The organism is Pseudomonas sp. NPDC086278, from assembly GCF_050280905.1.
Lineage (GTDB): Bacteria > Pseudomonadota > Gammaproteobacteria > Pseudomonadales > Pseudomonadaceae > Aquipseudomonas.
The window spans coordinates 1-13,340 of sequence record NZ_JBNNWE010000013.1 but is presented as its reverse complement, the minus strand read 5'-3'; the positions used below and the strand labels follow the sequence as shown (position 1 = coordinate 13,340).

The 13,340-nt window shown below is 61.7% G+C and carries 8 protein-coding genes; 2 read left to right on the top strand and 6 right to left on the bottom strand.

All coding sequences use genetic code 11. The annotated features are described in order from the left end of the window. Positions 1-80: 80 nt before the first annotated feature. Positions 81-845, top strand: coding sequence for a methyl-accepting chemotaxis protein (locus ACQKP4_RS06200; protein ID WP_371927683.1), 765 nt, complete (start codon positions 81-83; stop codon positions 843-845). Between the two features lie 115 nt (positions 846-960). Here ACQKP4_RS06200 and ACQKP4_RS06195 read toward each other — a convergent pair whose 3' ends face one another. The 5 genes from ACQKP4_RS06195 to ACQKP4_RS06175 form a co-directional block, all read right to left on the bottom strand. Next, the gene (locus ACQKP4_RS06195; protein ID WP_427631382.1) at positions 961-1,563 is read right to left on the bottom strand and encodes a DUF924 family protein; all 603 of its coding nucleotides are present in this window, start codon (positions 1,561-1,563) and stop codon (positions 961-963) included. A 2-nt stretch (positions 1,564-1,565) separates the two neighbouring features. Beyond that, positions 1,566-2,576 (bottom strand): class 1 fructose-bisphosphatase, encoded by a 1,011-nt coding sequence (locus tag ACQKP4_RS06190; RefSeq protein ID WP_427631380.1) that lies wholly within the window; start codon positions 2,574-2,576, stop codon positions 1,566-1,568. A gap of 274 nt (positions 2,577-2,850) precedes the next feature. Next, positions 2,851-4,224 carry a DUF3999 domain-containing protein gene (locus tag ACQKP4_RS06185; protein ID WP_427631379.1) on the bottom strand — a complete coding sequence of 458 codons (1,374 nt, stop codon included), beginning with the start codon at positions 4,222-4,224 and terminating at the stop codon, positions 2,851-2,853. Next, on the bottom strand, positions 4,221-7,823 hold the full coding sequence (locus ACQKP4_RS06180) for a DUF2339 domain-containing protein (RefSeq protein WP_427631377.1): 3,603 nt from the start codon (positions 7,821-7,823) through the stop codon (positions 4,221-4,223). The genes ACQKP4_RS06185 and ACQKP4_RS06180 overlap by 4 nt, the downstream gene beginning before the upstream one ends. Before the next feature lie 220 nt (positions 7,824-8,043). Further along, positions 8,044-10,494 carry a glycogen/starch/alpha-glucan phosphorylase gene (locus tag ACQKP4_RS06175; RefSeq protein WP_427631375.1) on the bottom strand — a complete coding sequence of 817 codons (2,451 nt, stop codon included), beginning with the start codon at positions 10,492-10,494 and terminating at the stop codon, positions 8,044-8,046. A 259-nt stretch (positions 10,495-10,753) separates the two neighbouring features. On the opposite strand from ACQKP4_RS06175, the gene ACQKP4_RS06170 reads away from it, so the two are divergent. Beyond that, positions 10,754-11,194 carry a YkgJ family cysteine cluster protein gene (locus tag ACQKP4_RS06170; RefSeq protein ID WP_427631484.1) on the top strand — a complete coding sequence of 147 codons (441 nt, stop codon included), beginning with the start codon at positions 10,754-10,756 and terminating at the stop codon, positions 11,192-11,194. 223 nt (positions 11,195-11,417) lie between these two features. Here the strand turns inward: ACQKP4_RS06170 and typA are convergent, their stop codons facing one another. Beyond that, positions 11,418-13,238, bottom strand: coding sequence for a translational GTPase TypA (gene typA / locus ACQKP4_RS06165; RefSeq protein ID WP_427631373.1), 1,821 nt, complete (start codon positions 13,236-13,238; stop codon positions 11,418-11,420). Positions 13,239-13,340: the final 102 nt, after the last annotated feature.

The window sequence follows — 13,340 nt, the reverse complement described above, 5'->3', positions numbered from 1 at the left end:
CCTCGATCCGCGAAGTGGCCTCGGCAACCGGCCAGGTCAACGAAGTCGCGTTGCGCGTGGTCGCGGCGTCGAACTCGTCGATGTTCAACTCCGACCAGCAAGCGTCGCGCACCAGCAGCGTCGCCGCAGCGATCAACGAACTGGGGGCCGCCGCCCAGGAAATCGCCCAGAACGCCGCGCTCGCCTCGCAGCATTCGAGCGACGCTCGTGCCCTTGCCGAAGACGGTCAGCAAGTGGTGGATAAAACCATCGCGGCAATGCAGCAGCTGTCGGCGAAGATCAGCGATTCGTGCGGCAACATCGAAACGCTCAACAGCAACACGGTGAACATCGGGCAGATTCTGGAAGTGATCACCAGCATCTCGCAGCAGACCAATTTGCTGGCGCTCAACGCCGCCATCGAAGCAGCGCGTGCCGGTGAAGCCGGACGCGGTTTTGCCGTGGTGGCGGACGAGGTGCGCAACCTCGCCCATCGCACTCAGGATTCGGCGCAGCAAGTGCAGAAGATGATCGAAGAACTGCAAGTCGGCGCCCGCGAAGCCGTGAGCACCATGACCGACAGTCAGCGCCAGAGCGAAAGCAGCGTCGGCATCGCCAACCAGGCCGGTGAACGCCTGGGCAGCGTGACGCAGCGCATTGGCGAGATCGACGGGATGAACCAATCCGTGGCCACCGCGACCGAAGAGCAGACCGCCGTGGTGGAGTCGATCAACGTCGACATCACCGAGATCAACACGCTGAACCAGGAAGGTGTGGAGAACTTGCAGGCGACGTTGCGTGCTTGCTCGGACCTTGAGCAGCAGGCTGCGCGGCTTAAACAGCTGGTGGGCAGCTTCCGCATCTAGTGCCTGACCCGGCCCCTTCGCGAGCAAGCCCGCTCCCACATTGATCTTCATTGCCACGAAGATCCCCTGTGGGAGCGGGCTTGCTCGCGAAAACGGCATCAGCCACAACGAAAATTCAGAACCTTGACCCAGGCCCCGAAAGAAACTCAATCTCCTCAGCCGTAGACGCCCGCCCCAACACCGCATTCCTGTGCGGAAACCGCCCAAACCGCGCAATCACTTCCCGATGCCGCTCGGCATAATCCAGGTTGTCGGCAAACACCGCCCGATCAGCCTCCGGCTGCTGCGCCAGCAATTCGATGAACCGTGAAACGGCTTCGTTCTGCACGGCCAGATGCTCGCAATGCTCCAGCACCAGGTAGATGAACGCCCGCTGAATCGGTCGTAACTGTCGATCAAAGTCCGCGGCAATGCCTTGCGCCACCAGAGCCTGAGCCCGGAGATCGCCCGCAAAGGATTTGGCAGTGTCGCGAAAGATCATTCGCGGGAGTTGGTCGAGCAACAGCACCAGAGCCAGCCAACCTTCGGGGCGTTGCGCCCACTCGGTCAATCCGCCGGCCAGTGCCTGCTCGACCCAGTCCCCGAAACGCGTCTGCGCGTCGAGGTCCTGGCTGTCGCGCTTGCCGAACCATAACTTGCCCTTGTCGGCCGCTACTTCGTCGGGGGATTCGCAAGATCCGAACCACCAGTCGAGCAACGGCTGCCAGGGCGCGGTCATGTTTATTCCTTGTGGTAAGCCGTGGCGCGTTCGACTTCTTCTTTCGAGCCGAGGAACACCGCTACGCGCTGGTGCAGGCCTTCAGGCTGGATGTCGAGGATGCGCTGGTGACCGTCGGTGGACGCACCGCCCGCCTGCTCGACCAGGAACGACATCGGGTTGGCTTCGTACATCAGGCGCAGTTTGCCTGGCTTGGACGGCTCGCGGCTGTCACGCGGGTACATGAACAGACCGCCACGGGTCAGGATGCGGTGCACGTCGGCGACCATCGCGGCGACCCAGCGCATGTTGTAGTTCTTTTTCAGCGGGCCTTCTTCGCCCGCCAGCAATTCGTCCACGTAGCGTTGTACCGGGGCTTCCCAGTGACGCTGGTTGGACATGTTGATCGCGAATTCCTGGGTGGAAGCCGGGATCGTGATGTCTTCGTGGGTCAGCACGAAGCTGCCCATTTCGCGGTCCAGGGTGAAGCCTTTCACGCCGTGACCCAGCGTCAGCACCAACATGGTCTGCGGACCGTAGATGGCATAACCGGCGGCGACTTGTTGAGTGCCCGGCTGCAGAAAGGCCTTTTCATTCAAAGGTTCGTTCTGGGTCAGGTATTCGTTCGGGCAACGCAGTACCGAGAAGATCGTGCCGACCGGGGCGTTGATGTCGATGTTCGACGAACCGTCCAGCGGGTCGAACACCAGCAGGTACGCGCCTTTCGGGTATTTGCCCGGGATCTGGTAGGCATTGTCCATTTCTTCGGACGCCATGCCGGCCAGGTGACCGCCCCATTCGTTGGCTTCGAGCAGGATCTCGTTGGAGATCACGTCGAGTTTCTTCTGCACTTCGCCTTGGACGTTTTCAGTGCCCATGCTGCCCAGAACACCACCCAGGGCGCCTTTGGAGACGGCGTGGCTGATTTCTTTACAGGCGCGCGCCACCACTTCGATCAGGAAACGCAGATCGGCAGGAGTGTTGTTGCTACGGGTCTGCTCAATCAAATAGCGACTCAGGGTAACGCGGGACATGGAAGGCTCCGGTGGAATGGGGGGCTAAAAACCCGCGCAGTTTAACGCGAGTCGGGGCGCATTTCCTCCTATCAGACGTGATACGCCGAAGAGAGTTCATGCGCGGGGTTTAGCGTAGTTCGGAATGGATTGGATGTGAGCTGAGAATTGGCCGCTGTTTCAAGATTCTCGTTGCCGGACAGTCAGTCTTCGCGAGCAAGCCCGCTCCCACAGGGGTACGCGCTCAACTGTGGGAGCGGGCTTGCTCGCGAACGGCGCGCAGCGCCGGCCATTCTTAGGGTTTGACGGGAGGCTTGCGCAGCAAACTGAACGCCATCGCCGCCAAAAACAGCACACTCAGCAGCAACACCGCCCACAACCCGAACTTCTTCCAGTTCGTGTCCGTTTTCGCCGCCGCGGTCACGGTAGAGGTGCTGCTCACCACCGCTGCACCTTCCACCGTCGCCTTGCCCAACGCCGCAAACTTCGCCGTGCTGTAATCCGGAATCAGCGTCGACAGCGGCAGGTTCGCCGCCTTCACCGTCGCGCTTCCCAGCGCCAGCGTATAAGGCCCCGCGCCGCGTGCGAGGAACACCAGTTGTGTCGAGCGCACCGCGAACTTCAGGGTCGGCGCGTCGGCACCCAGGCCTCCGCCGCGTTCGTCCACGGTCAGTTTTAACTGCTGCACGGTTTGCCCCGGCAGCTGCAATTCGTTCTGCACCACGTCCTGGCCATTCTGAGTCAGGCGATAGAGCAAACCGCTGCTCAGTGACTGCCACGGCAAGCTGCTTTCTCGACGACCGGCCAACGTCACCGGCGCCAGGCTATTGGGCTGACTCAGCTCAACCTGCACCCGCTCGACATTCAAGCCCATCGGCAATTGCCAGGTGTATTCGCCCGACTTGCTGCTGTTGCCGGCCAACGGCTGCGACCAGACCAACGGCAGCGGCAAGCTGCGGGTGCTGGCACTTTCCAGTTGCACCGAGGTCAGCGTCGGCGCCGATTGCGGCGAACTCCACAACAGGCGCAGGTAACGCGCCGTTTGCCCCGGCAAGCCGACTTCGTGCTGTTCGACCCGCTCGTCGGCGAACGTCAACCGTGCCACCTGCCCTTCGCCCCAGGCTTGCCAATGCTGCAAGTCGTCGCTGGCTTCGATGGTGAAGCGCTGGAAGCCGTCGCGCTCGCTGGTCCAGTCAACAATCAACTGTTGCAGCGGCGCCTTGATCGCGCTGGCGTCGAGCAACCAGCCGCGCAATGTCTCTTCACCTGCTTCCAGCTGACTCGACGGCTGCACCTCGACCAAGGTGCCGTTGGCACTCGATTGCACCCGCACACTGGGCGCACGCTCGGTGGAATCCGCCGAGTTGTACAGCGGGAACCACTTCACATCGGTCAACGTGCGGCTTTCGCGGGTCTGCGCGCTTTGTCGAGCCAAGGCGTAGGCCTGAGGCTCACCGGCGGCGTTAAAGACCCGCAGATCGCTGAGGTCGGTCTGCCGCGCATTCAGTTGCACGCTCAACGGCAATTCGAGGCGATACCACGGGCCTTCGCCACTCACGGCCAACGGCACCTGTGTCGCGAAGTCCGCCGGTTTTTCCTGAGCGCTGGCCGACAGCGTCGCGCTCACTGCAACGGCGGCCAACAACAGCAGATTCAGCTTCTGACTCAAGACGACACTCCTTCGGTTTGCGGCGCCGTTTTTTCAGACTCCGGCGCAGCGTCGGCGCGCTTGGGTGGCAGCGGCGCGAAATACCCCACTACCAGCAACAACACGCCCACGCCGATAAACGACACGATCCGCGCGAGCCCGCCGCGGTTGCTCAATTCAACAAAGAACAGTTTGGCCACGACCACGCCAATCAGTGCCGCGCCAATCAGCCAGACCTCGCGACGATGACGCAAATGGCCGCCGATCATCAGACTCAGCGCCATCAAGGTCCAGACGATGGACAGACCGGCCTGCACCAGCATCGATTCGAGCAACGCATCCAGCTCGAACGGCACGCCGCCCCAATGGTGCGCCGTGCGCATCACCAGCGCGGTGAAGAACAAGAACAGCGAGGCACCCGCGATCAGTTGCGTGGCGTGGGCCACGTAGTCCTTGCGGATCGACAGTTGCGTCGCTGCGTTGCGCGACCAGACGTAAACGCCGAACAGCGCAAACAGCAGGCCCAACTCCAGCGGATTGATCAACGGCACATACGGCAGCGGTTCGGCGCCGCCGTCGCTGACCACGTTGGCCAGCCAGAACCAGCCGAGCATCAGCAACGCCAGCGGTGCCGCCGCATAGAGCCGGTATTCGCGGGGATACGCCGACACCGGCCACGGCCAGTTGCGCGGCGCGGACGCCAGCACCAGATACAGGCTCGGCAGAATCGCCCAACCCAACCAGCGCCAGGCGTTGTATTGCTCGGACAACAGCAGCAAGCCGTAACGCAACTCCAGCGCCAGCACGCCGAGCAACAGCCAGCAACCGAGCACATGCGCGGCGCTCAACGCACGCGCCGGCAACCTCGGCGCCAAGCGCTTCAGCGAGATGAAATGCACGACGAACACCGCCGCCCAGGCCAGCCAACCGCCATCGGCTGCCGGGTGATAGCGCGACTGCCACGCCGCGAGCAACACCAGCCCTGCCGCCGGGATCAGCAACGTACAAAGCAAACCGAGCGCGGACCATTTCAAGCGCAGCGCCAACCCGGTCCACAGCGCGACGCTGATCGCCGCGACCGCCAGCAACAATGTCGCGTGCAGATGCGCCGGCGCAAAGCGCAGCACTTCACTGACCCACGCCAGCGCCCACCAACCCGCGCCCCACACCAGCAATACTTCAGACAACCGCTGCAAGCTCAGCACATCGAACGCCGAAGAATGATTGCCAAGCTGCAAACGCCAGGCCCCGACCATCGCCGCCAGACCCAACACCAACGGCGTCCAGAAACCACTGTGCGCCAGCGGCTTCAGGCCTTCGCTGGCCAATGTTCCGAGCAAGTCCGGCCCGGCCAGCAGGAACGCCGCGCCGCCGATCACCTGCAACAGCAGGCCGAAGACAAAACTCACGCGCTGCTTCAGGTACAGGCTCAGCCAGATGATGAACAAACCACTGGCCGCCCACACCGCACTCGCGGTTTGCCACGGCAGCACAAACAGCACCGCCAGATTCATCAGCGCCAGGCCCGCCAGCAACACCACCGACAAACCGCGCAGCAGCCGCACGTCGCTGCGCACCATGTCGTCGCGTGCCGCCAGCAGCATGCCGGCGATCAACGCCAAACCAATCAGCGACGCGCTGAGCAAGCCGCTCCAGCCGGCACTGAACACCGCCGACGCCTCACCGCCCGCCCCTTGCAGGCGTAGCAGGAATAACGCGCCGCCCAGCAACTGCACGGCAAACGCGGTGAACAGGAACGTGCGCGATTGCCAACGCAGGCCGACAAACAAAGTCGCCAGCCCCGCCAGCGCCCAACTGATCGCCGTGCCCTGGGTGAAGAAGAACAGCGGCGCCAGCAGGTACAGGAAGGTCAGGCCGAGGCACGCCAGAACCGGCAACCCTTTGCGCTCCCACTCCGAGGTCTGCTCGGGCGAGGCTTTGCGTAATTGATAGAAGCTGAACAACAGCGCCACGCCGAGCATCAACGCGCCCAACGGCGCGCCGTCGAGCAGGCTGCTTGCACCGATCCGCAATTCGCTGAGGAACGCCAGTGCCGAGCCCAATTGCAGCAGCAAGGCAAACGCACGGGCCAGCGGTCGTTGCTGACGCAGGCCAAGCCAGAAAATACCGGCCCCTTCGACCGCCCACGCCGCAGACGTCCAGCGCGCATCGAGGCCCAATGGAATCGCCAGACTGGCGAAGATCACGCCGAGCGCCAGGCAGGTTTCCGCCAGCAGCAACGCCCGACCGCCCATCAGCAGCCGCGCCAGGCCCATGTAGAGCATGCCCAGCGCCAAGGCGCTGAACGCGGCGGCAAATTCCAGGTGCTGCACCAGCGCCAACTGCAAGCCGAAACCCACCAGCGGCGGCCCGAACAGCAGCGTACCGTCGACGTAATCGCCCTTGCGCGCCGACCAGCGCAACAGCGCCTCGCGGCTGTCGTCCTCGGGCGCGTCGCTCATTTCCAGCAACTTGCGCCGGGCGAACAGCAGGCCGATGGCCAGGTACATCAGGAAAAACAGGATCAGGAACGGCTCGGTGCTCCAGAGCAAATCCGCAGTATAGGAACGCAGGCCCCAGGCGAAACCGATGCCGAAGGTGCCGACAAACCCGATCAGGTTCAGCAGCCGCCAGGCCTTGAACCAGGCGATGGCGAGGATGCCGGCGTTGAGCAACGCAAAGTAGCTGAACAGCGCGACGTGGTTGCCGGCCCCCGTCGAGGTCAGGATCGGCGCGGCAAAACCGCCCAGTGCTGCAACGCAGGCCAGCGCCAGGGAATCCTGGGTGATCGCCAGAATCGCCGAGAACACCGTCACCGCCACCAGCAGCCCGAGCGCTGCGGTCGGGTCGAGCAGCGGGTGCAAACGCATCGCCGCGAACACCGTCAGGTACAGCACGGCAATCCCGGTGCCTTGCAACATCAGCGCATAACTGTTGTTGCGATGACGCAGCCACCAGCCCAGACCCAGCAGGCCTAACGCCGATGCCGCCACCCCGGCGTAACGCAACTCGATGGGCACGACCATGCCTTCGGTCGCGTAACGCAGCAGAAAGGCCAGGCCAAGGAACAACAACACCACGCCAACGCGCAACACGGTGTTACCGCCGAACAGCCAGGCGCGGGCGCCGCTGATCGCGCGATCAATCATGTTCGGGCCACGCGGTGCTTCAGGTTGTTGAAGTTCGCGAGCGACCGGCTCGGGTTTCCAGACGTCGACGGGCAGTGGCCGACTGGTTTCAGTCGCCGCAGCCGCCGCAATCGGCTCGAGTTCGGAAGGCAGGTCCCAGACCAGTCCCGGGGTCTGCACCGGGATGTCGAGCGGGATGTCGTCGAGGATAAATTCAGGGGGTGCAACGGGCTCGCTGACGGCCGGTTCGCTGGTTTCAGGCGCTTTGACGCCGGACACCTCCAGCAAGGCCAGACGTTGTTGCAACGCCGTCAGCGCCACCTGCGTCTGCTCAAGCTTGAGCTGTTGCGCGGCAGCCTGTGACGCCAAACGAGCGAGGCGAATGGCCTGACCGATACCCAGGCCGAGCAACGCGCCCAACAGCGCATCACTGAACGACTCGTCGAGTATCCAGCCGAGCACCAGCCCTATCAGCATGAAAATCCATTGCATGGTCGATATCCCTAAGCGGCTCATTTGCCTTGTGGCGTCTGCACTGATGCCATCGCGGGCAAGCCACGCTCCCACAGGTTTATATGAGCCGTAAGATCGACATAAAACCTGTGGGAGCGTGGCTTGCCCGCGATTGAGCGCGCAGCGCTCACTGACTGGCGCTGAGTATATCGATCAGACCCGACAACCGTCGGGCCTTGGACGCAATTATTGCTAAAAGTTACTCCAGCGCTTTCCAAATTTCCGTGGCGTACTCGCGAATCGTCCGGTCGGAGGAGAACCAGCCCATCCGCGAGGTGTTCAGCACCGCCGAACGCCACCACTCGTTCGAATCGTGCCAATGGGCTTCCACGCGCATCTGCGCGTCCCAGTAAGAGTCGAAATCGGCGCAGACCAGGAAGCGGTCGTAGTCGATCAGCGAATCGATCAGGCCGGCGTATCGCGACGGATCATCCGGCGAGAACACCCCGCCGCGAATCGCTTGCAGCACGTCGTTGAGACGATGGGACGCGGCAATGTCCGGCGTCGCATTGAACTCGTGGTTCTGTTTGCGCGCTTCAACCTGCTGCGCACTCAGACCGAAGATGAACATGTGCTCGGCGCCAATGCGCTCGCACATTTCCACGTTGGCGCCGTCCAGGGTGCCGATGGTCAGCGCGCCGTTCAGGCCGAACTTCATGTTGCTGGTGCCCGAGGCTTCGAAACCGGCGGTGGAAATCTGCTCCGACAAATCCGCCGCCGGAATGATGCTTTCCGCGAGGCTGACGTTGTAGTTGGGCAGGAACACCACTTTGAGCAAGCCGCGCACGGTCGGGTCGTTGTTGACCACCCGCGCGATGTCGTTGGTCAGTTTGATGATCAGCTTGGCCTGGTGATAACTGGCGGCGGCCTTGCCGGCGAAGATCTTCACGCGCGGCACCCAGTCGACTTCCGGCTCGGCACGAATCGCTTGATACAGCGCCACGGTGTGCAGCAGGTTGAGCAACTGGCGTTTGTATTCGTGGATCCGTTTGACCTGCACGTCGAACATCGCCGCCGGGTTGACCGCCACCCCGAGGCGCTCGTGAATGATGTACGCCAGGGCTTTTTTGCTGTGCAGCCGCTGCTCGGCGAACGCTTTGCGGAACGCCGGTTTCTCGGCGAACGGCTCCAGGTCCAGCAGCCGTTCTTCGGCGTTGTCGAGCAGCTCAGGGCCGAGGGCATCGACCAGCATCGAAGTCAGCTCCGAGTTGGCCTGGTACAGCCAGCGGCGGAAAGTGATGCCGTTGGTTTTGTTGTTGATCCGCTCCGGGTAGAGCTTGTGCAGTTCGGAGAACACGGTTTTGCGCATCAACTGCGTGTGCAACCCGGACACGCCGTTGACGCTGTGCGAGCCGAGAAACGCCAGGTTGCCCAAGCGCACGCGGCGGCCGTTGTCTTCTTCGATCAACGACACCGCGCGCAGCACGTCGAAGTCGTGAATGCCTTTGGCCCGCAGCGAAACGATGTGCTGCGCGTTAATCAGGTAAATGATCTGCATGTGTCGCGGCAACATCCGCTCCATCAAACCGACCGGCCAGGTTTCCAGCGCTTCCGGCAACAGCGTGTGGTTGGTGTACGACAGCGTGTCGACCGTGACTTGCCACGCCGCATCCCACGCCACGTCGTAGACGTCGACCAGTTGCCGCATCAGCTCGGCCACGGCAATCGAGGGGTGCGTGTCGTTGAGCTGGATCGCCGCGTGGTCGCCCAGGGTCAGCACCGAGGTGTGCATGTTGCGATGACGACGCAGCAAATCCTGCAACGAGGCGGCAACGAAGAAATATTCCTGACGCAGGCGCAATTCCTGGCCGGCCTCGGTGCTGTCCGCCGGATACAGGACGCGAGAAATACTTTCGGCCCGCGCCACTTCCGCCACCGCGCCCAAGTGGTCGCCGGCATTGAAGCGTTCCAGGTGCAAATCTTCCATGGCCCGCGCACGCCACAGCCGCAGCGTGTTGACGCTCGCGCCCCGCCAGCCGACCACCGGCGTGTCGTAGGCAATCGCCCGCACGGTTTCCGCCGGGGACCAGACTTGCTTGCTCTTGCCGTTTTCATCGGTGACGGTTTCGACGCTGCCGCCGAAGCCGATCGGGTAAACGACTTCAGGGCGCTCGAATTCCCACGGGTTGCCGAAGTCCAGCCAGTGTTCGGTCTGCTCCTGCTGCCAGCCGTCGACGATGGCCTGGCGGAACAAGCCGTGCTCGTAACGAATGCCGTAGCCGTGGCCGGCGATGCCGAGGGTCGACATGCTTTCCATGAAGCACGCCGCCAGACGACCGAGGCCACCGTTGCCAAGCGCCGCATCGGGCTCCAGCAGGCGAATGCGCTCCAGGTCGACACCGAGTTCGGTGAGGGCTTCGCGGGCGACGTCGAGCAGGCCGAGGTTGCTCAGGCTGTCGTAGAGCAAGCGGCCGATGAGAAATTCGAGGGAGAGGTAGTAAACCCGTTTCTGACCTTTGCGGTAGATCTGGCGGGTGTGATCCATCCAGTGCTCGACCATGTGATCGCGCGCTGCCAGCGCAATCGCTTCGAACCAGTCGTGGTCGAAGGCGTGATCCGGGTCTTTGCCCACCGCGTAGGTGAGTTTGGTCAGGACGGCGTCGCGAAATGCGGCCACCTCTGCTTCGCGAACAAGTGGTTCTTGAGTCATCGATAGGACCTCGAGCGAGCGTGGAGTTGTTGAGCCTAGACGGTCTGACCGACGGTGCGGGCTCTGGTTCGGCAGTTTTTCCTGATAGTGCGAGATCGATCGGCATTCCAGTGTCGTATGCCTGAATGAATGCAGGGGCCGTGCCGGATTAACGGTGTCATTGGGCGGTGCTGAAAAAAATCTGGCGAAAGGTTGTTCAAAAATCCACCAGTCCCGGTATGATCGCGCGCCCTGATGCACACGCTGGTAACAACCGATGATGAAGTCCAACCTGATCGCTGCCGCCGAGATCGATCGCCTCGATACCTGGGCCAAGTACTCTGCGCCGATGTGCGGCTCCTGCATATCCAGCTGCTGCACGTTGCCGGTCGAGGTCAAGATCAAGGATCTGATCCGCATCGGTATCGTCGACGACTTCGAGCGCGGCGAACCGGCGAAGAACATCGCCAAGCGTTTGCAGAAGGAAGGGATCGTCGAGCGTTACAACCAGAAGTCCGAAATCTTCACCCTGCAGCGCATGAGCAACAACGATTGCCTGTACCTGGATCGCAAGAGCCGCTTGTGCACGATTTATGAAAAGCGCCCGGACACTTGCCGCAATCACCCGAAGATCGGCCCGCGACCGGGGTATTGCGCTTACAAGCCCAAAGAAGTGGCGCGTGAGACCAGCAGTAGCCGTCGTACCCTCGAGAAGTTTTAACAATCGCTGGGATCTGCGGCGACTGACAGGCCGCCTTCGCGAGCAAGCCCGCTCCCACATTTGATCTGTGTCGTACACAAATTTTGTGTCCGCCATCAATCCATGTGGGAGCGGGCTTGCTCGCGAAGGCGCCGGCACCAACACCGCCCAAACCCCAGACAAACAAAAACGCCCCCGACCTTGCGGTCGGGGGCGTTTCTTTAAGCCTTAACTAAGTCGAAACTCAGTTGCCGCTTTTCTTCGCAGCGCGGGTACGCTCGCTTTCGCCCAGGATCTTCTTGCGAAGACGGATGGACTTAGGAGTGACTTCGCACAATTCGTCTTCTTGAACGAATTCCAGAGCCTGCTCCAGGGTGAAACGGATAGGCGGAACCAGAGCGATGGTTTCGTCTTTACCCGAGGCACGCATGTTGTCGAGCTTCTTGCCTTTGGTTGGGTTGACGCCCAGGTCGTTGTCGCGGCTGTTGATGCCGACGATTTGACCTTCGTACACGTCTTCGCCGTGACCCAGGAACAGTTTGCCGCGAGCTTGCAGGGTTTCCAGCGAGTAAGTCAGCGCCTTACCAGTGGCAACCGAAACCAGCACGCCGTTCTGACGGCCGGACATGTCGCCCGACTTCATCACGTCGTAACGGTCGAAGATCGAGGTCAGGATGCCAGCGCCCGAAGTCAGGGTCAGGAACTCGTTACGGAAACCGATCAGGCCACGAGCCGGGATGTTGTACTCAAGGCGCACACGGCCCTTGCCATCCGGAACCATGTTGGTCAGGTCGCCTTTACGGATACCGATCTGTTCCATGATCGAACCCTGGGATTCTTCCGGCAGGTCGATGGTCACGTTTTCGTACGGTTCGTGCTTGACGCCGTCAACCATGCGGATGATCACTTCCGGACGACCAACACCCATTTCGAAGCCTTCGCGACGCATGGTTTCGATCAGTACCGAGAGGTGCAGCTCACCACGGCCGGAGACTTTGAACTTGTCGGCGGTGTCGCCTTCTTCAACGCGCAGGGCAACGTTGTAGAGCAGTTCCTTGTCCAGACGTTCCTTGATGTTACGGCTGGTGACGAACTTGCCTTCTTTACCGCAGAAAGGCGAGTCGTTTACCTGGAAGGTCATGGAAACGGTTGGTTCGTCAACGGTCAGCGGCTTCATCGCTTCGACGTTCAGTGGGTCGCACAGAGTGTCGGAGATGAACAGCTGGTCGAAGCCGCTGATGCAGACGATGTCGCCGGCAGCTGCTTCTTCAACGTCGATGCGGTGCAGACCGTGGTGACCCATCAGCTTCAGGATACGGCCGTTGCGCTTCTTGCCGTCGGCGTCGATAGCGACAACCGGAGTGTTCGGCTTGATGCGACCACGAGCGATACGGCCAACGCCGATAACACCCAGGAAGCTGTTGTAGTCCAGTGCGGAGATTTGCATCTGGAACGGACCGTCGCGGTCAACTTGCGGCGCAGGTACGTTGTCGACGATCGACTGGTACAGCGGCGTCATGTCTTCAGCCATGGCGGTGTGTTCCAGACCGGCAATGCCGTTCAGGGCCGAGGCGTAGACGACTTTGAAGTCCAGCTGTTCTTCGGTGGCACCGAGGTTGTCGAACAGGTCGAAGATCTGGTCCAGAACCCAGTCCGGACGCGCGCCTGGACGGTCGACCTTGTTGATGACCACGATTGGACGCAGGCCGGCTTCGAAAGCCTTCTTGGTCACGAAACGGGTTTGCGGCATAGGGCCGTCTTGAGCGTCAACCAGCAGCAGAACGGAGTCGACCATCGACATTACGCGTTCAACTTCGCCGCCGAAGTCGGCGTGGCCCGGGGTGTCCACGATGTTGATGTGGTAGCCGTTCCAGTTGATGGCGGTGTTTTTCGCCAGAATGGTAATACCGCGCTCTTTCTCCTGGTCGTTGGAGTCCATCACGCGCTCGTCGTTGAGCTCGTTGCGCTCCAGAGTGCCGGATTGACGCAAGAGTTTGTCTACCAGGGTGGTTTTACCGTGGTCAACGTGAGCAATGATGGCGATGTTGCGTAGATTTTCGATCACTTGTGTACCCCCCGGTCTTTAGACTTACGCCTCATTTCAACGAGAGCAGGGTCGATGCCAACTGCCTTTCCCGCCGATTCTGTTGGTCTGGTGACGCCGCAA

Coding starts and splice junctions, on each gene's coding strand:
- ACQKP4_RS06200 (WP_371927683.1), top strand. CDS start 81: ATGTTCAACTCCGACCAGCAAGCGTCGCGCACCAGCAGCGTCGCCGCA.
- ACQKP4_RS06195 (WP_427631382.1), bottom strand. CDS start 1,563: ATGACCGCGCCCTGGCAGCCGTTGCTCGACTGGTGGTTCGGATCTTGC.
- ACQKP4_RS06190 (WP_427631380.1), bottom strand. CDS start 2,576: ATGTCCCGCGTTACCCTGAGTCGCTATTTGATTGAGCAGACCCGTAGC.
- ACQKP4_RS06180 (WP_427631377.1), bottom strand. CDS start 7,823: ATGCAATGGATTTTCATGCTGATAGGGCTGGTGCTCGGCTGGATACTC.
- ACQKP4_RS06175 (WP_427631375.1), bottom strand. CDS start 10,494: ATGACTCAAGAACCACTTGTTCGCGAAGCAGAGGTGGCCGCATTTCGC.
- ACQKP4_RS06170 (WP_427631484.1), top strand. CDS start 10,754: ATGAAGTCCAACCTGATCGCTGCCGCCGAGATCGATCGCCTCGATACC.